The following is a 17,483-nucleotide window of genomic DNA, read 5'->3' as shown; positions in this document are numbered from 1 at the left end:
GATTGCAGTGTTAAAACATAATTTTGACGAACTTGTTAACCGTAAGGGAACCGAATGTAAAAAATGGGATACTTATGCAGACGATGTTATACCGATGTGGATCGCTGATACTGATTTCAAATGTCCCCAGCCTGTTATTGATGCTATGGTTAAAAGAGCGGGACATGGTATCTATGGTTATCCAGTAAATTGTAAAACTTTTGAGCAATCAATTATTAATTGGCAGAAAAAAAGATTCGACTGGGACGTTGACATTGATTGGGTGGAGTATACACCGGCAGTAGTGCCTGCTATTGTATATGCAATGCGGGCCTTCACAAATCCTGGTGACAATATTGTAATTCAGATGCCAGCGTACCATCCTTTCCATGATATCATTCCAAATAACGGCAGACACATTCTTGGAAATAACCTGATTTTAAAAGAAGATGGCAGCTATGAAGTGGATTACGAAAATTTGGAGGCATTACTTAGTAAAAAAAGAACAACTATGTTTTTGCTATGCAGTCCCCATAATCCTGTTGGCAAGTGCTTTACGAGAGAGGAGTTAACAAGAATCTCCGAACTTTGTTTAAAACATAATGTATTTGTTGTTTCCGATGAAATTCACTCTGATATTGTTTATAGAGGGAGCAAGCATATTCCTTTTGGAAGTCTTTCTCAAGAAGCAGCAGATAACTGTGTGGTTTGCGTTAATCCTAGCAAAACTTTTAATATCGCAGGTGTAAGGACTGGGGCTGTAATTATTCCGAATCGGCATAATCACAATCTTTTTTATGCTCCACTTGAAAATAACAAAGCATATGGCAGAACTGTGTTTGGTACATTGCCGATTGAAGTTTCCTACAACGAATGTGATTACTATGCAGATCAATTATTAGAGTATTTGCAGGGCAATCTTGAATACCTTGAAAATTTCGTTTCAACGAGAATTCCTAAAATCAAAGTTAGCAAAACGCAAGCGACTTATCTTATTTGGCTAAACTGCAAGGAACTGAATATGGGACCAAAGGAGTTACATAGCTTCTTCTTAGAAGAAGCAAAAGTTGCTATGAATGAAGGGGCTACCTTCGGACCTGGCGGTGCAGGTTTTATGAGAATGAATATTGCTTGTCCTCGTTCCCGGTTGATAGAGGCGCTGGAAAGAATGGAAGCAGCAATAAATAAACGATAAAGGAGTTAAATATGAAACAGGTTATAAATACGGATAAAGCACCAAAGGCAATTGGCCCTTATTCTCAAGCAATTAAAACCAATGGATTTATATTTGTATCTGGACAATTACCTGTAGTTCCTACTACCGGAGAATTTGCCGAAGGCGGGGTTGCAGCACAAACAAAACAATCGTTAGAAAATGTAAAAGCTATTTTATTTCAAGCGGGATCGACGCTGGATGATGTAGTTAAAACCACCGTTTTTATCAAAGATATGAATGACTTTGTTGTCGTAAATAATGTGTATGCTGAGTACTTTAATAAAGACTTTCCTGCTCGTGCTTGTATTGAAGTCGCACGGTTGCCGAAAGACGCTTTAGTTGAGATTGAAGTAATTGCAGTTTACAGGTAGTTAATTAAAGCTTAATTCATTATCCATGTCTTTAAACTGTAATCACTGGTGAGGCTTTCCTGGTACCAGTGATTACATATTTCCTTGCATAGTGCTTCAACAATCAAATTTTGGACAGCATAACCTTATTTTCGGATGATCGAATCGTGCCTAATATTGAGGAATATTTTAGTTCTTGCAATTAGAGAGTCAGTCATGAATGAAATAAATAAAGGGGAGCTTAAACGTGGAAAAGAATACATTGCAGATGCGGTTGATTATATTGTTGGTATTATTTTCTTTTTTATCGGCAGCAATCATTGGTGGTGTCAGTTCTTACATGAATGTTAATACTACCAGGGAAGAAATAACAAGAAATAACCAAACAATAGCGAATCAAACTGCCCATGAAATTGAACAATTTATGAATGATGACACAAAATTATTAGAGATACTGGCTTTATCGCCTACTGCATATTCCATGGATGCGGCCAAGTTTCGGGAAATGATTATTACGGCCCAAAAAAAGCATCCGGAATTTGAAACAATCTATGTTATGAATGCAACTGGTATGCAGATTGCAAAAACTACCAAATCAGCACTAAACAATAAAGCTGATAAAGACTACTTCAAAAAGGCCCTACAGGGAAATACTTTTCTTACGGAGTCTTATATCTCACAGTTGACCAACGCGCCAACTATTACGATTTCAACGCCGATAAAAGATTCAAGTGGCAGTATTGTTGGAGTACTGGCTGGAGATGTAAGCTTAAAAACAATTGGAGAAATTGCTTCTCGAACTTCGGTTGGTAATTCAGGCTATTTAGACGTAGTAGATAATAAAGGTACATTGTTGGCCAGTATACATTCAGAAAAAGTGACAAATCAAGAAAATATCGGACAAGCGAAATATGTTCAAGATGTTATCGCTGGTCAGGCTGGTAATATAGAAGCTGTATCGTCAGCTGGAGTGGAGTCCTTGATTGTATTTGCACCTGTTAAAAGTTACAACTGGGGTATAATTACATATTTACCGAAAAAAGAAATTACCGATCAAATTAAGCATAGTCTGCTGGTGATGTCGGTGTTGATTTTACTGGCTGTGCTTATTGCGGCAGGGACCGCGATTTATGTAGCCAAAGGAATGGCTAAGCCTCTTAATGAACTGGTACAGGTAGCAGATAAAATTGCCAGTGGTAATTTAAGTCAAAAGGTTCAAGTGCAGGGCGTGGCGGAAGTTAATAAATTGGCGATATCGCTGGATAAAATGCGGAAAGATTTACAGAACATTATCCTTGATATTATGTCTTCTGCTGAACAAGTTTCAGCTGCTTCTGAACAGCTTACAGCGAGTGCTGATCAGTCAGCACAGGCCACCCAATTAGTGGCAAATACCATATGTCAATTAGCACAAGGGGCTGATCAGCAAGTTGGTACTATTGATACCACCTCATTAGTGGTACAAAAAATGTCAGCGGGTATTCAGGAAGTATCAGCAAATGCTAGTTCTGTAAGTACCATATCCGAGCAAGCCGCAACTGCGGCGCAGCGTGGCGGAAAATCGATTAAAGCTGTTATGCTGCAGATGGATACGATAGAGCGAACAGTCGCCAATTCGGCAGAGGCGGTAACCAAGTTAGGAGACCGGTCACTAAAAATTGGCCAGATTGTCGAAACAATTTCCGGTATTGCCGGGCAGACTAATTTGTTAGCACTGAATGCGGCTATTGAAGCAGCTAGAGCTGGCGAACAGGGTCGGGGCTTTGCCGTGGTAGCAGAGGAAGTACGGAAATTAGCTGAGCAATCTCAGGAGGCAACCAAGCAAATTGCTGAATTGATTATTGAAGTTCAGACAGAGACGGATAAAGCCGTGGTAGCTATGAATGATGGTACACGGGAAGTTAAAATAGGTGGTGAAGTTGTTGACACTGCAGGTCAAGCCTTTCAAGAAATTGTAGGACTGGTTGAAGGGGTCTCAGGGCAATTCAAGTGCATTTCATCAGCCATGCAGCAGATGGCTGATGAAAGTCAACAAATTGTAGGGGCAGTCTACGATATTGATAAAATAAGCAAGGCGGCAGCCGAACATACTCAGACGGTATCGGCTACGACTGAGGAGCAGGCAGCATCTATGGAAGAAATTGCAGCAGCCAGCCAATCCTTGGTTAAGATGTCTGAGAAATTACAAAATACTATTGCGAAATTTAAACTGTAAATTACAGGGGGTATGTTATTAAGCAGATTTAAATGTTCACGAATCGCATCTGTCATCTAAATCTCAATTTTTTAATAGAAAAGCCGCTAATTGCCTAGATTAAAAGGTAATTAGCGGCTTTCACTGTGACTTTAGATATCATAATGTTAGAAAAGATATAGTTTTACAAACATTTTATAAAACTTTATAAAAATTTTATAATTGCTTTAAACGTAGTTTAAAATCTTCTCTTATAATAAGCTCATAACAAATTAAGGAGGCTTATTAATAAGATGAACAAACTTAAATTTTTGTATGATGTGGTCCAAAAGTTACGGGATAAAGAGGTTATCAATGGTGTGGCAACAGTGGAAGTGAATAAAGACCAAGCAAAGGTTTTTTATGTAAAGAATGAATTTCAAAAAAATCTTGTGACAATGCAGACTAAGGCAAGCATAACTTCCGAAGTGAATTATGAAGGAAAGCAAGTCAAACATCAGAGTACTACCGAGTTTACGAAGCATTGCCCAGGAAATGAAATGCATGGAATGCATCACAGACTATTTAGACATGTGAATCATGCTGGTGGCAGATGTGGGAGCATAAAGGACAAACTTACAAAACTCTCCTTTGTTTTAAGTCTTTTAAACAGCATCAAAGTAGAAGAACAGGAAGATAAAACAATTCTTGTTACATTGGAGGTAGCAGAACTACCTGAAGATATCAAAACACTACTCCAGGAACGAATGAGTCATACTGAGAGTGACCACGGTCGGGGACATTGCTGCTTTATGAGAGAGTTTTGCTGCATAGAGAAAGGTAAATTTTCATTTGCGATGACCGTCAGTAAAAATTATGACATTGAGAAAATCGTGATCGCTTTTGACGGCGCACAACGCAATGAAGAAAATGAGCAACACGTACTGGACATAGTCGCTGAGTTGCAACTTAATAAATAATCCATAACTCTAGGTTACTGTACTACTGGGCGCAAGCTGAAAGAATGGTTTGCGCCCTTTTCATTATTTATAATATAATAAGGCAATACTACGTAAAGAGCAGGTGATTTTGATGTTTAGGCCCAGTAGACGTCATTTTAATTCTAAAAGGCACAATCAATGTGACGATAAATGTTTCTCAACTTTCCAAAGAATTCATTTACACCATCATCGGGAATTTCATAAGTATCATCAATACTTTCGCTATTTCAGACCAGCTTTTGTACTGTTTAATATCCTGATTTTGTACCTATTATTTAATTGGGTAGGCTTTAAAGGGATTGGTATTTTTTTCGCAGTCGTCATTAGTATAAAAGAAATAGTCCATTTTATTTTTATGCTGCGTTTAGAGAAACGAATATTTACACCAATTGAAAAACTCAAGCTAGGTGTAGATGAAATTTCTAAGGGAAACTATAATGTAAAAGTTGAGTGTGATGTCCCAAATGATCTAGGTTTATTGATTTATTCGTTTAACGAAATGGCACAAAAATTATATGAAAGTGAAAAAATACAAAACGAGTATGAAGAAAATCGAAAAACACTCGTCGCTAATATTTCTCATGATTTAAAAACACCAATAACAGCGATTCAGGGCTATATTGAAGCCTTGCTGGATGAGAATATTAAAATTCAGGGTGACAAGGACAAGTATCTAAAAACCATCCATCATAATACGGTTTATATCAATAAATTGATTGATGATCTATTCCTTTTTTCAAAATTGGATATGCAAAAATTAGATTTCGCTTTTGAGAGTGTAGGAATTGGTACTTTTATGGATGATTTTATGGAAGAATACAAATTTGACCTAGAAGAAAAAAATATCCAGTTCCAATATATCTCAGATCTAAAGCAAGAATATCGCGTAAACCTTGATGGCAAAAGATTTCATCAGGCTTTTAACAATATTATTAGTAATGCTGTTCAGCATGGTCCGGAAAATGATTTATCTATCAGAATTAAGATGTATCTACAAAATGATTTTATTTGTCTTGCTATTGAAGACAATGGATATGGAATTGCTGAAGATAAGCTACCACATATTTTTGAACGTTTTTATCGTATTGATATAGAACGCAAGAAAGAATATATGTGTACTGGACTTGGTCTAGCAATCGCGAGGGAACTTATCGAGGCTCACTGTGGGGAAATTACTGTTTCGAGTAAAGAGAAGCAAGGCACTTGTTTTACGATAAAGCTTCCAGTTTTACAAGAGTATAGGGATGAGAGCACAACGTGAAACGTGTATTAATTATTGAAGACGACATGGACATTGCTGAACTGGAACGGGATTATCTACAATTTAATAGTTATAAAGCCGAGATTGTCCAAGATGGAGTGTTAGGTTTGAAAAAGGCAATGACGAATATGTATGATGTTATTGCCGTTAATTTGATGCTGCCCCAAAAAGATCGATTTGAAATTATTATGATTTAAACATACCAAAAGCAGATGACGTTATAAGCCATCTGTACAACATGCAGATATGAAGAGTTGTTGTTAAGAAATTCTATATACAAACCCGACAGCATTTTTAATATTTTGATATCTTTCAAATACTCTGCCAGGACGTATTGGAGACATAAATTTTTGCACACTCTGACGTGCCTTAGTGTTCCCTTAAACAATAATGTGAGAAAAAGTCCCTTGGGAAATCTAAGAGACGCCGATTGTAAACAAAAGGTACTTTACGCTCGTGTAAAGTACCTTTTGTTTACGATCTGGACGCGTTATCATTTTTAATCTAATTTTAATCTAATTCTAATCTTAGTCTAATGATAGTCTAATAATGTAGGGCTATTATAAAGGTAAGATTAACTGAGAGGAGAAAAAAATAGCTTTAAGCCATAAATAAGCTTCAGAGCAATTGTAATGATAATCAAAATAATTTAAAGATGGCAATAAGGAGATAATATACATGTATAAGAGTTTGTGTATACTTGTAACAATGTTTGTTATGCTAACATTCCCAGTTCATGCATCTTCTGCGAACCCCGAAAATATAAGGTTTATAGTAATGGATAGTTCTAAAGAAACGTATGGAAATGAACTGAAAAGTGAAATTACTGAGAAGTTAAACAAACAGATGCCAGGTGGGGAATTTGTAAGTAAGGACTTAAGGGAGAATACGCTGGAAAAACTACAACTAGAAGATCAGCAAGATTTAAACAGTTTGGCTAAAGAATTAGGAACCAATTCCTTACTTACTGTGGAAATTCTTCCTGTAAAATCCGATTATCGCGATATATTATATTATAAAAATATCAAAACGGTGGCTACACTTAGAGTTCGTTTATATAATGCCATTACCCAGAAATATACTTTAATTGAAGATGTTATAGGCCGAGGCTCTAACACTACGTGGATCCCATATACCTCCATTGGTAAGAGATCTCCAGTGAAGGAAGCTGTGAGAAAAGCAACAGATGCTGGAATTAAAAAGATTAACCAGAGTATCGCAGATTCAAATGCTCTCCTTAAAGACGATAGTGATCCAAAGATTTACTTGAAGATATAGCCAATATGCAGCTCTCTTAGTAGACAAGGTGGATGAACGTCCAGTTGTTTATTGAGAGAGTTTTTGTATGGAAAGCTTGATGAATTGAAAAAAACAGTACAAAGGTTATTGAGCGGACATCACTAAGAGAGCTGATTTGCATCAGTTAATCATTGATTTTGGAAGGTAGGGGAAACTGCAGTCTAATTGTAGTACCTTCATCTACTATACTTGTCAATTGAATCTCAATGTCATGCTGCTGAGTTTGCTTAAGTCATTAATCTCAAACTCTTTAGCAATTGCCGTTATATTTCGAATGGGTCGCAGAATATAGCAAATGATAAAGATACCAGACGTAATGATAAACAATAGGGCGATGAGGTTGCTTGCTTTCATAACATTGGATAAGGTCTTTAGAACAGCATTTCTCTCCGAGATTATTTTCATGAAATACAATTGGTATGAATGACCATTTTGTTGCACCAATTGCTGTAAGTAATAAAAATGAGTATGGTTTACCTCGTAGGCATGGCGTGGAATAAGCTGAATGCCTTCTTGCTCTCTCATCTGAGGTTTGTTAGTGCTAATCGTGTAAGGAGCATTATCTATTATTAGGTTACTTTGTTCACATAGATCCTGAGAATAACATCGGATGCAAGAAAATTTTCACTTAATAATTGTTGATCTAAAGGATGACCTGCTGCTAGATAGCTGGTAATGTTATTGGCACTAGAAATAATGTCATTTTCTGCTTGCATAAACATGATGTATTGTATCCCCCAGACTGTAAAAAAGCTCATGATGAACAGAATGCAGAACAAAATACCAATGTAGAATATCGTCAATTGAATCGACATTGATATGGTGAATTTTTTAATCTTTGACCACATAGCCGATTCCCCTAACTGTATGTATATATTTTTCCCCGAACTGTTCATCAAGTTTGCTGCGCAAATAGCGAATATAAACATCCACTACATTTGTATTTCCTGCATATTCATAACCCCAGACATCCTGCAGAATGTGTTCGCGATCTAATACAATGTGCTTATTACGTACTAAATATTCGAGGAGACCATATTCTTTTTTAGTTAATTCGATAGGCTGCCCGTTGACCTGTGCTTCAAAACGCTTTGAAAATAAAACGAGATTTTTTACGCGTAAATTTCCTTGATCGAGTATCTGGCACTTACTCGCCTTATTTTTTTTACGCACAGCTGCACGGATTCTGGCCAGAAGTTCTTGTATTGCAAATGGTTTGGTTAGATAGTCATCTGCGCCAATGTCCAGCCCCATGACTCTATCTTCAATTGCACCTTTGGCGGTAATCATGATGATCGGTATTTGGGAAATCTCTCGAACCCGGCGGCAGACTTCTATGCCGGACATCTCCGGCAGCATAATATCTAACAAAATGAGGTCAAAGTTCTCTTGGATAATTCGATCCAGAGCCTGACGCCCATTGGTCTCAATTACGGTTTTAAAGCCTTCGTGTTCCAGTTCCATTTGTATAAATCGGGCGATTTTCCACTCATCTTCTACAATCAATATATTTGTATCTTTCGTCGGCATGAATACACCCCCTTATTGTTTAATCAAACCTCTTAAATATATAAGACCATTTTTTGGTACAGATAGGAAGAGAAATTTGAACTTTTTAATCCAATTCTAATCTTTGTTTAAGAGTCCTGTAATAATAGTAGGTTACTATGGAGTAGTACTAATTGTTAACAAAGGATGAAAAATTTGGATAGCAAAGAACTTTTATATATTTGCCATGAGTTTGGTTATCAAAATATATCCATTATATAGAAATTAATCATTCAACTCTTTAGCAAATAAGTGATAGGAGGCTTATATAATGTGTACAATCATTCATGGTATCCCAGTAGTAGCGGATCCAACCTTGTCGCAGAAAAAAACCAATATAATTGTAGCAGAAGTCATCAAGTCCTGGATTTGGGAAGGCAGGCAACTGGGAAAAATCGAGTTGATTTGCGATGGAAAATGGGTTCATGTCTGCTCTTATGAAAAACCGTCAATTCAATTTTTCCCTAATAAATAATCAGAGCCTGACGTCCATTGGTCTCAATTACAATCAGTATATTTGTATCTTTCGTCGGCATGAATACTACCCCTGAAGACACTAAGGGATGTTCCTTAATTGTCAACTTGATAAGTCGATAGATGCTCAAAATAGTGCCAAATAAGAAACGTCCGGGAGTACTTTTAAATACAATGTTCATAGATTTGCTACTCATCACGAGCTTTTAGTTGCTTATCAATAAATACACTTAAAAGTGAGGTTTTTTGATACAGTACAAAAGAGCAAAATTAACAGCTTTAGTTCGAACTTCTATCGAATTGAGGCTGTTTAATTTTTGCTGTCCTCTTTCATATGTGCAAAATTTTTCAGTATACATTATTATATTACAAAAAAACAATTAGAAGTATTTACCAATTCTATAAATTGCGGTAAAATGATTGTAATTCTCTTGTGATTAATTTTTGAAAGAAAGTAACTTGTATAAAGCAGATTTCAACCATCTAAATTCTTAAATGGATAATCCAATTGTTATGCGATTAGCCAGTAAGATGATGTGAAATATAAAAAGCATGTTGAATGGATCATCAAAAAATATGGGAGAGTGAACTATGAGTATGATTTCAAGTAAAATTAATGACAAACAAATTATTATTAAACTAAAGAATAGGGTATGCGATACATCGGAAGAGCTATTGTGTAGTGATTTATTTGCTACCGTACTTACCATGGCTGTCAAAGAACTATCAAAACGAAAATCTATTTTACTAGACATTTTTGCGAATAAGGACGATATTGAAGAGGAAGATATCAAGCTTTTAATCGATACGTTTCACTATATATGTAAAATGCCTGTCAGCCTTGTTGGGCAGGTTGTAAAAGGGTCTGAACAATTTTCGAAGAATCCGGAACTGCTGAATGATTTTGTTCAATATTTATATAATTATTGGCGGAATTTTAATCGATTTATCGTTTGTCATTCTGAAGATGATGGCTTGGAAACTCGGCCTTATCGAACCTTCCATTCTACGATAGAACAATTGAATCATCTAGTAAGAAAAACGTATAGAGATTTACAAATCAATATTACACATCACCCCAAGGTGTTTAGGCAGGTTACTGCTGGTGCGGAACTGGCAGCGATTAGCACTATTGGAGAGATACCTTTTTCGGGGCAAATCTATGATAAGCTGAATCAGATTCAGATGATTCGTCAGGTTTGTATCTATCCGCCTTTGGTTTTAGATCCTCCCATGAATAAACGGAACGGTAAATTTGAGAGAATTGCTAAAAATCCACTGGACGTAGTAGATATTAATGCAGAGGAATGGCTATGTTATCCAGCGAAGGTGGGACCCTTAGTTATTGCTATTTATTTTCATGAGAGATTTTTTGAACTCGGTTTTTCCTTGTGTAATCTATTTGAAATAGCGGATGATGATGAACTCAAAAAACAGCCAGATGCTGTGTTCCTTTTTGGCGTGCCAGGAAACACCTTAGATGATCTGACGAACTTGTTGCCGACTGTATTTTATGAGGATAATGAGAATGAAATATTAGTAGCAGCCATCCCGAACCGAGATGAGTTTGGGTATTTCGGCTATTTGAAAAAAATGGTTCTCACCTTGCATAATATACGCATGATGAAGAATGGCAAAATGCCTTTCCATGGTGCCATGGCTAGAATTATCTTGAAGGGTAATAAGGAAGCGAATATACTTGTCATGGGAGATACAGGAGCAGGGAAATCCGAAACCTTGGAGGCTTTTCGTGTCCTTGGGGAAGAGTATATTCAAGATATCATTGTCATCGCAGATGATATGGGTTCTCTGTCAATTAATGACGAGGGTGATGTGATTGGTTATGGCACTGAAATAGGGGCATATGTTAGGTTAGATGATTTGAACCCAGGCTATGCTTTTGGTCAGATCGATAGAGCCATTATTATGAACCCAAGCCAGAAGAACGCTCGGACGATTTTGCCAGTTACGACATATGATAAAATAGTCAAAGGGCATAAAGTTGATTTCTTATTATACTGCAATAATTTTGATCAGATTGACGAAGATCATCCGATCATTGAAGAATTCCCGAATGCGACAGAGGCGATTAATGTCTTTAGAGCTGGGGCGGTTATGAGTAAAGGCACTACGACCTCTACAGGTTTAGTACAGACCTATTTTGCAAATGTGTTTGGTCCATCCCAATATAGACAATTGCATGAAGTAATCGCCAAGAAATATTTTGATGCATTTTTTAAACAAGGAATATTTGTTGGTCAAATGCGTACCAGGCTTAGTATTGCAGGCTGGGAACGCAAGGGTCCAGAAGAGGCAGCACGGGTACTGCTTCAAATGATTCTAAGTGAGAGCAATTAGGTATATCTTAATTTTAGAATGCACCATTATTTTGTTCGTTTATGAGCAAAATGATGGTGTATTTGATTCTTAACGTCTTGAGGCTTGGCACGGCTTTGTTTTATGAAAGAACTGGTGACGATGTATATTTATCTGTGGAGGCCGTTCGCGGGGAGGAAGAATTGATTTGACCTTTTACGAACCACAAAGACACAATGACGCTGGCGCATCACACTAAGGGGTACGCTCTATAGTGTACTTTGTGGTTCAATAGTTTTGTTTAGAGAAATTGAAGATTGAAAAAATTGCAGGAATTTACTTAGTTATGGCTAAGTAATAATTTTAAGATATTTCTGGATGGGAGAGCGAGGACATGAAGAAAAGACCAGCCATATTTTTTGATCGTGATGGTGTCTTAAATCTTGATCGAGGCTATCTATATAAGCAAGAAGAGTTTGAATGGATGCCTGGGGCGATAGATGCCATTAAAATGCTGAATGATCAGGGCTATTTTGTTTTTGTTGTTACCAATCAGAGCGGCATTGCCCGAGGATTTTTTGAGGAAAAAGACGTGTATGCTCTTCATAGCTATATGGGGGGAGAACTGGAAAAACACGGTGGTGTCATTCACTCTTTTTATTTCTGTCCTCATCATCCGGAAGGGATCACAGAAAAATATACGAAAGTATGCAAGTGCCGCAAGCCTTTCCCTGGACTTATTGAGCAGGCTTGCCAGGATTGGCCCGTTGATCTTACTGCATCCTTTCTAATTGGCGATAGGCAGCGGGATATTGATGCCGCCAAAGGCGCTGGCATACCTGGATATCTCTTTTCCGAGGGCAACTTATATGATTTTGTTCAGGATATTTTGAAGAATAGGTAGGTGTTCATTATGATGGAGAATTGGAAACGGCTGCAAAATGGCACGGATATACGAGGGATTGCTATTGCAACACCAGAGAATGCAGTGACTCTTACATCAACGATGGTAAGGGCGATTGGCTCTGGGTTTAGACAATGGCTGCTGGAGGTAAAGAACATACAGGCAGCCAGCTGCAAGATTGCCATTGGTATGGATTCAAGGTTGTCAGGTCCGGAATTAAAAACGGCTTTGATTGAAAGGTTAGCTGAATTAGGCTGTGATGTCTATGATTGTGGTATGAGTACAACACCAGCCATGTTTATGACAACTATTTTAGACAACTACCAATGTGATGGGGCAGTCATGATAACAGCCAGTCATCTTCCCTTTTATCATAATGGTCTAAAGTTATTTACCAAAGAGGGCGGTTGTGAAAAGGAAGATATCGCAGCCATTTTAGAGAATGCATCACAAGCTGATTCTATTTGTAGTGAGCGTAAGGGCGTTGTCTATGAGAAGGATTTGATTGCGGAGTATTCCGAGTTGTTAGTACATACGATTCGCAAGGGGGTTAACTCTCAGCAGAATTATGAAAAGCCTTTGCAAGGCTGTCATATTATTGTCGATGCTGGCAATGGTGCGGGAGGGTTCTTCGCGGCAAAGGTTTTGGAGCCATTAGGAGCGGATACGATGGGAAGTCAGTTTCTAGAACCGGATGGAACCTTTCCCAATCATTCTCCCAATCCTGAAAATCAGGCTGCCATGGATTCACTGAAAGCGGCAGTGCTCGGCACTAAGGCAGATTTGGGGATTATCTTTGATGCCGATGTGGATCGAGCTGCCATTGTCAGCAGTAATGGTGTGGAAATCAATCGCAATGCTCTGATCGCTTTGCTCTCTGTTATTGTTCTGGCCGAGCATCCTCAATCGGTGATCGTTACGGATTCTATCACCTCTACTGGCTTACGTAAGTTTATTGAGGAGCAAGGGGGGAGACAGCGACGCTTTAAACGGGGTTATAAGAACGTGATAAACGAAGCAAAACGGCTCAATGCCGCAGGAGAAGCCTGCCATTTGGCGATTGAAACTTCCGGTCATGCTGCCTGCAAGGAAAATTATTTCTTGGATGATGGTGCCTATCTGATTGCCAAGATACTAATCAAAATGGCAATATTACGTCAGGATAACAAAGAGATACAGAGTGTTATCGAAACCTTACAGATGCCTTATGAGAGTGATGAAGTTAGAATTCCGATTCTGGATAAGGAATTTCGGGCATGTGGAACTGCTATTCTAGAAGATATAGAAAAACAGGTACAGGAAATACAAGGATGGAATCTCGTTGCTGAGAATTATGATGGCATACGAGTAGCGGCTGATGAATTCAGAGGTAATGGATGGTTTATGCTGCGAATATCCTTGCATGAACCCCTGTTAGTGCTGAATATTGAGTCTGACGCCGAGGGCGGGATAAAAAGTATGTTAGGTATATTAAAACCAATTTTAAAGGGCTATGATGCGTTAAAGTTAGACTAAATGCAGCTTTCATAAACCAAATTGAATAAGTTTAAAATAAGCATTACTCATATGGAGCAATGCTTATTTTTATAAGCCTAGAAAGTGTAAGTTTCTTAAAGGGAACACTGAACACACCAGGAATGCTTTGTGGTTCGAAACGGCCATGTTTTAAAGAACGCGCAGTGTTCTTAGCCGCGTTTCATTTTGCGTATAATGATCTTTGTTTCTTTGCTCACACGGAAGGATTCGGTGATTTTTTGCAGCGTTTTGTTGTAGGTAAAGCCATCCAGCGTATTTTTATTTAAGTAGGTCATAGTCTTTTCAGGATAACTGACAAAACAGATGGATAGGGCCCAGGCTACTGCCATTTTAACGTAATAACCCTCATGCTTTACAGTATTCAAAAGCAGCAGAACCCGATCGATGTACGCATCTTCTATGTAAAAAGTCAGCAGCATCACGATGCCGAATCGCAGCTCATATTCTTTTTGCGACAGCAGATAGGGTCGCAGAAAATCCCAAACCCTTGCCAGATGGTTCTTGGTGAGTTTAAAGCTGCCGCAGCACCAGTCACATACTGCCCAGTTGTTGATTTTTGGCACAAAAGCGGCAATATAATGCAAGATTTCCTCGATATTCGCCTTTGCATAGCCGATGATCAAGCCTTGCAGCATAACTTCCTCGTAATACTCGTCCTGCATCACTGCTATCGTATTGCGCCAGTCTTCCTTGGCAAGCTCTTTTGCAAGTTTTCGCAAACTTGGAAGACGTACCCCCAGAATATTGTCTGCACCTGGTACCAGCTTGCTTTGAAACTGCCGATATTCGTCATCTGTCAGACTGCAAATACGCTCTCTTATCGTTTTCTCCATACATTCTCCTTTTTCAACTTAAGCGTTCGATGAAAATCGTAGATGACAAATTTTCTATAGCTGCCGGCTCATTTTATCATATTGATATCCTTGGTGTGAATGTGCCTAAAATTACAAAGTGAAATACCGTAAGACTGGAAGGGTATTTTTGATATAATAAAAGAGTAAGTTATGAAAAATAAACGGTGGGGGTAACGATATGACAGCACTAACTAAAGATGAAAAGTGGAAGGCTGTCGTTCATTGTGACCATTCCTATGATGGCATGTTCTTCTATGGTGTGAAAACAACAGGTATCTTTTGCCGACCATCGTGTAAATCGAAAGAACCAAAGCGAAATAATGTTGAATTCTTTGATGAAATCAAAGAAGCCTATGCTTACGGATTGCGGCCTTGCAAAAGATGCCGGCCGGATTTGACTGAGTTTCGACCTATGCTGGATATAATTGAAAAAGCCAAACATATTTTTGATACGCATTTTGCTGATGGCGGCAGGCTTACTGCCGAAATTAAAGAACTAGGAGTCAGTCAAAATCATTTTATCCATTTGTTTCGCCAGCAATTTCAGATGACACCTGTAGAATACATTAATCGGCTGCGGGTGGAAAAGGCAAAGCAGATGCTTGTCAATACGGAGTTAACTATAGTAAACATTGCATTGTTATGCGGATTTGGAAGCCTTTCTACTTTTTATGAATTTTTTAAAAAGCAAGTCGGATTACCCCCTAAGGAATATCGAAAACAAAGCAGTACTGATAAGGGATGAACGGTACGTATACTGCAAGATCCAATGGACATAACTCGCGCTTCACGCCTGCTTTGTGAAAAAAAAATTCCCCAACGCTTGGATGTAGTTGATTCAGTTATCGCTGGATACCTCTCAAAGCTAACTGCTTTAGAAATGACCATTGAACATCTTACAGGGAAAGCGTCAGAAGATTGATAAATAGTTGGCTGAGTTTGTCTTATTCGAAAGTAGAATGTCAATTTCCTTAGTATCTTTATTCCGATAGTAATAAATATAGGTTCCCAGCCGCAATTCTGATAGCTCTTGACAATCTCAGATACCAAAAAATTCTCAAGAATCGCACACTCATGGCACCGTTCATCAGGGTATCACTGTCACTCCATTTGGTAAGGTATGCCACCAACCCGCAGTCATAGAAATGTGCTTTTTTGAAAGGTATCGGCTAAATCTACCTAATAATTTGCTTAAAATAGCAAAAATGGTGGTTATGCACAAGGAGTTTGACAGAATTAGCTAGAAAGTTAATTATTTATTATGTAACAATGTTAATAGATAAAAATCGATCAGGATTACTGTGATGCACGATATAGTAGTATTATGGATATTGTTGAATAGATTAGTAAGAGGAAAATAAATAGTTTCTTGATTTTGTAGATTGGGTATAATATAAGATATAAGATATGTAAATAAGTTAAGTGCGATAGGTTTACACTTAAGGATGGTAAAGAGGATATAATATATGACTAGTATAAAGGATGTTGCAAAGTTGGCAAAAGTGGCACCGAGCACAGTATCATTAGTGCTTAACCATAAGGGTTATGTGTCAGAAATAACGCGGAAAAAAGTCGAAGAAGCAGTGGCAAAACTTTCATATGTGCCAAGTGAAATGGCTCGAAATCTTTCCCTAAATCGTACTAATATGATAGGGGTAATTGTACCAGAAATTTCGCATCCATTTTTTGCAACGTTTATTCGCGAGGTAGAGGTAGAACTCTATAGGCGTGGCTATAAAACAATGGTTTGCTCGACCGTGCAGAAGGCTAATGCGGAACATGCTTTTGTTAATATGCTTCGACGTCAGACTATGGATGGTATTATTATGGGAGCGCATTCGCTAGAACTTGACATTTACGATGGATTGAGTCATCCGATTGTAGCCTTTGACCGTTTTATCAATGAAAATATACCAATTGTTCATGCGGATCACCAAAGTGGTGGTCGACTTGCAGCAAAGGCTTTCTTGCCTCATCGGTGTCATCATATCGTGCAAATCATGGGGGCGCGTGAAGTTCTTACACCAGCTAATGCGCATCATGAAGCTTTCATTGAGACTTTGACGGAAGCGGGGACGCGGGTCGATACGCTGGAGATGGCTTGGAATGCTTTTGACCCCATTGATTTTTTACAGACAGCGGAGCAACTTTTTAATAAATACCCGGACGTTGATGGTATTTTTGGACCAGACTTAGCTATATGCAGTTGCATGCGAGTAGCTGCGCAGAGGGGAATTCGTGTACCGGAAAACTTAAAATTGGTAGCGTATGATGGAACTTATATAACGCGTATGGGGCAGCAGGTAATTACCGCTGTAGTACAGCCAATTGGTCATTTAGCGTATATGGCTGCAGAAAAAATTACATCATGGGTTAATGGAAGACCGGGAGAAAAACTATATGCTTTACCTGTTACCCTTCAAGAAGGAGATACCTGTTGAGGATCTCTTATTTTTTCAATAAGCAGAAAATTTACAATAAACAAATGAATTCAGAAAAAACTGTTGACAAATTTATTATAGTATAATATTCTTTATTTATCGAACCGGTTTTATAAAGCAATAAAATGGTT

Annotated in this window: 19 protein-coding genes; 14 read left to right on the top strand and 5 right to left on the bottom strand. The window is 38.1% G+C overall.

Annotated elements, in window-relative coordinates; genetic code table 11:
• Window positions 1–7 precede the first annotated feature (7 nt).
• The 7 genes from JBW_RS18065 (at window position 8) to JBW_RS18035 (ending at window position 7,258) form a co-directional block, all read left to right on the top strand.
• Window positions 8–1,174, top strand: a complete 1,167-nt coding sequence (locus JBW_RS18065) for a MalY/PatB family protein (RefSeq protein ID WP_007960577.1) — start codon at window positions 8–10, stop codon at window positions 1,172–1,174.
• Between the two features lie 11 nt (window positions 1,175–1,185).
• Entirely contained in the window at window positions 1,186–1,566 is a 381-nt protein-coding gene (locus JBW_RS18060; protein ID WP_007960580.1) for a RidA family protein, read from the top strand.
• A gap of 226 nt (window positions 1,567–1,792) precedes the next feature.
• The gene (locus tag JBW_RS18055; protein ID WP_007960583.1) at window positions 1,793–3,760 is read left to right on the top strand and encodes a methyl-accepting chemotaxis protein; all 1,968 of its coding nucleotides are present in this window, start codon (window positions 1,793–1,795) and stop codon (window positions 3,758–3,760) included.
• A 272-nt stretch (window positions 3,761–4,032) separates the two neighbouring features.
• On the top strand, window positions 4,033–4,698 hold the full coding sequence (locus JBW_RS18050) for a hypothetical protein (RefSeq protein WP_007960584.1): 666 nt from the start codon (window positions 4,033–4,035) through the stop codon (window positions 4,696–4,698).
• Window positions 4,699–5,074: 376 nt separating this feature from the next.
• The gene (locus tag JBW_RS18045) at window positions 5,075–5,980 is read left to right on the top strand and encodes a HAMP domain-containing sensor histidine kinase (protein WP_235333962.1); all 906 of its coding nucleotides are present in this window, start codon (window positions 5,075–5,077) and stop codon (window positions 5,978–5,980) included.
• Window positions 5,977–6,177 carry a response regulator transcription factor gene (locus tag JBW_RS18040; protein ID WP_007960586.1) on the top strand — a complete coding sequence of 67 codons (201 nt, stop codon included), beginning with the start codon at window positions 5,977–5,979 and terminating at the stop codon, window positions 6,175–6,177. Before JBW_RS18045 ends, JBW_RS18040 begins: the two co-directional genes overlap by 4 nt.
• Before the next feature lie 481 nt (window positions 6,178–6,658).
• On the top strand, window positions 6,659–7,258 hold the full coding sequence (locus tag JBW_RS18035) for a hypothetical protein (protein WP_007960591.1): 600 nt from the start codon (window positions 6,659–6,661) through the stop codon (window positions 7,256–7,258).
• 213 nt (window positions 7,259–7,471) lie between these two features.
• On the opposite strand, the gene JBW_RS25835 is transcribed toward JBW_RS18035, so the two are convergent.
• The 3 genes from JBW_RS25835 to JBW_RS18025 all read right to left on the bottom strand — a co-directional run bounded on the left by JBW_RS25835 (window position 7,472) and on the right by JBW_RS18025 (window position 8,809).
• Window positions 7,472–7,633: a hypothetical protein gene (locus JBW_RS25835; protein WP_235333960.1), complete on the bottom strand. Its 162-nt coding sequence runs from the start codon at window positions 7,631–7,633 to the stop codon at window positions 7,472–7,474.
• A 215-nt stretch (window positions 7,634–7,848) separates the two neighbouring features.
• The gene (locus tag JBW_RS25830) at window positions 7,849–8,127 is read right to left on the bottom strand and encodes a hypothetical protein (RefSeq protein WP_007960592.1); all 279 of its coding nucleotides are present in this window, start codon (window positions 8,125–8,127) and stop codon (window positions 7,849–7,851) included.
• Entirely contained in the window at window positions 8,111–8,809 is a 699-nt protein-coding gene (locus JBW_RS18025) for a response regulator transcription factor (protein ID WP_007960593.1), read from the bottom strand. The genes JBW_RS25830 and JBW_RS18025 overlap by 17 nt, the downstream gene beginning before the upstream one ends.
• Before the next feature lie 289 nt (window positions 8,810–9,098).
• On the opposite strand from JBW_RS18025, the gene JBW_RS18020 reads away from it, so the two are divergent.
• A complete protein-coding gene (locus JBW_RS18020; protein ID WP_007937391.1) occupies window positions 9,099–9,302 on the top strand; it encodes a hypothetical protein in 204 nt (67 codons plus the stop codon).
• Here the strand turns inward: JBW_RS18020 and JBW_RS18015 are convergent.
• Complete coding sequence (locus JBW_RS18015; RefSeq protein ID WP_007960594.1) at window positions 9,292–9,483, bottom strand: hypothetical protein; 192 nt, start codon at window positions 9,481–9,483, stop codon at window positions 9,292–9,294. The two genes, JBW_RS18020 and JBW_RS18015, sit on opposite strands and share 11 nt — an antisense overlap.
• A 409-nt stretch (window positions 9,484–9,892) precedes the next feature.
• On the opposite strand from JBW_RS18015, the gene JBW_RS18010 reads away from it, so the two are divergent.
• From JBW_RS18010 to JBW_RS18000, 3 genes are all read left to right on the top strand, one after another.
• Window positions 9,893–11,659 (top strand): hypothetical protein, encoded by a 1,767-nt coding sequence (locus tag JBW_RS18010; protein ID WP_007960596.1) that lies wholly within the window; start codon window positions 9,893–9,895, stop codon window positions 11,657–11,659.
• 352 nt (window positions 11,660–12,011) lie between these two features.
• Window positions 12,012–12,521, top strand: coding sequence for a D-glycero-alpha-D-manno-heptose-1,7-bisphosphate 7-phosphatase (locus tag JBW_RS18005; RefSeq protein WP_007960598.1), 510 nt, complete (start codon window positions 12,012–12,014; stop codon window positions 12,519–12,521).
• Between the two features lie 9 nt (window positions 12,522–12,530).
• The gene (locus tag JBW_RS18000; RefSeq protein WP_007960599.1) at window positions 12,531–14,036 is read left to right on the top strand and encodes a phosphoglucomutase; all 1,506 of its coding nucleotides are present in this window, start codon (window positions 12,531–12,533) and stop codon (window positions 14,034–14,036) included.
• Window positions 14,037–14,206: 170 nt separating this feature from the next.
• Here the strand turns inward: JBW_RS18000 and JBW_RS17995 are convergent, their stop codons facing one another.
• The gene (locus JBW_RS17995; protein WP_007960600.1) at window positions 14,207–14,890 is read right to left on the bottom strand and encodes a DNA alkylation repair protein; all 684 of its coding nucleotides are present in this window, start codon (window positions 14,888–14,890) and stop codon (window positions 14,207–14,209) included.
• A 199-nt stretch (window positions 14,891–15,089) separates the two neighbouring features.
• Between JBW_RS17995 and JBW_RS17990 the strand changes: the two genes are divergently transcribed.
• The 3 genes from JBW_RS17990 (at window position 15,090) to JBW_RS17985 (ending at window position 17,352) form a co-directional block, all read left to right on the top strand.
• Window positions 15,090–15,656, top strand: coding sequence for a bifunctional transcriptional activator/DNA repair enzyme AdaA (locus JBW_RS17990; protein WP_007960602.1), 567 nt, complete (start codon window positions 15,090–15,092; stop codon window positions 15,654–15,656).
• Window positions 15,657–15,680: 24 nt separating this feature from the next.
• Entirely contained in the window at window positions 15,681–15,833 is a 153-nt protein-coding gene (locus tag JBW_RS25045; RefSeq protein WP_158453472.1) for a hypothetical protein, read from the top strand.
• A 544-nt stretch (window positions 15,834–16,377) separates the two neighbouring features.
• Window positions 16,378–17,352, top strand: coding sequence for a LacI family DNA-binding transcriptional regulator (locus tag JBW_RS17985; RefSeq protein ID WP_007960604.1), 975 nt, complete (start codon window positions 16,378–16,380; stop codon window positions 17,350–17,352).
• The last annotated feature ends 131 nt before the right edge of the window (window positions 17,353–17,483 follow it).

Origin of the sequence: Pelosinus fermentans JBW45, from assembly GCF_000271665.2 — a bacterium.
Lineage (GTDB): Bacteria > Bacillota > Negativicutes > DSM-13327 > DSM-13327 > Pelosinus > Pelosinus baikalensis.
Note: the sequence above shows the minus strand (reverse complement) of the source record. Positions and strands in the feature narration are given on the sequence as shown.

Excerpts from the sequence above, each read along its gene's own strand:
- JBW_RS17995 (WP_007960600.1), bottom strand. The coding sequence starts at position 14,890 with ATGGAGAAAACGATAAGAGAGCGTATTTGCAGTCTGACAGATGACGAA.
- JBW_RS25835 (WP_235333960.1), bottom strand. The coding sequence starts at position 7,633 with ATGAAAGCAAGCAACCTCATCGCCCTATTGTTTATCATTACGTCTGGT.
- JBW_RS18060 (WP_007960580.1), top strand. The coding sequence starts at position 1,186 with ATGAAACAGGTTATAAATACGGATAAAGCACCAAAGGCAATTGGCCCT.
- JBW_RS18045 (WP_235333962.1), top strand. The coding sequence starts at position 5,075 with ATGCTGCGTTTAGAGAAACGAATATTTACACCAATTGAAAAACTCAAG.
- JBW_RS18015 (WP_007960594.1), bottom strand. The coding sequence starts at position 9,483 with ATGAACATTGTATTTAAAAGTACTCCCGGACGTTTCTTATTTGGCACT.
- JBW_RS17990 (WP_007960602.1), top strand. The coding sequence starts at position 15,090 with ATGACAGCACTAACTAAAGATGAAAAGTGGAAGGCTGTCGTTCATTGT.
- JBW_RS25045 (WP_158453472.1), top strand. The coding sequence starts at position 15,681 with ATGGACATAACTCGCGCTTCACGCCTGCTTTGTGAAAAAAAAATTCCC.
- JBW_RS18035 (WP_007960591.1), top strand. The coding sequence starts at position 6,659 with ATGTATAAGAGTTTGTGTATACTTGTAACAATGTTTGTTATGCTAACA.
- JBW_RS25830 (WP_007960592.1), bottom strand. The coding sequence starts at position 8,127 with ATGTGGTCAAAGATTAAAAAATTCACCATATCAATGTCGATTCAATTG.
- JBW_RS18005 (WP_007960598.1), top strand. The coding sequence starts at position 12,012 with ATGAAGAAAAGACCAGCCATATTTTTTGATCGTGATGGTGTCTTAAAT.
- JBW_RS18010 (WP_007960596.1), top strand. The coding sequence starts at position 9,893 with ATGAGTATGATTTCAAGTAAAATTAATGACAAACAAATTATTATTAAA.
- JBW_RS18050 (WP_007960584.1), top strand. The coding sequence starts at position 4,033 with ATGAACAAACTTAAATTTTTGTATGATGTGGTCCAAAAGTTACGGGAT.
- JBW_RS18025 (WP_007960593.1), bottom strand. The coding sequence starts at position 8,809 with ATGCCGACGAAAGATACAAATATATTGATTGTAGAAGATGAGTGGAAA.
- JBW_RS17985 (WP_007960604.1), top strand. The coding sequence starts at position 16,378 with ATGACTAGTATAAAGGATGTTGCAAAGTTGGCAAAAGTGGCACCGAGC.
- JBW_RS18020 (WP_007937391.1), top strand. The coding sequence starts at position 9,099 with ATGTGTACAATCATTCATGGTATCCCAGTAGTAGCGGATCCAACCTTG.
- JBW_RS18000 (WP_007960599.1), top strand. The coding sequence starts at position 12,531 with ATGATGGAGAATTGGAAACGGCTGCAAAATGGCACGGATATACGAGGG.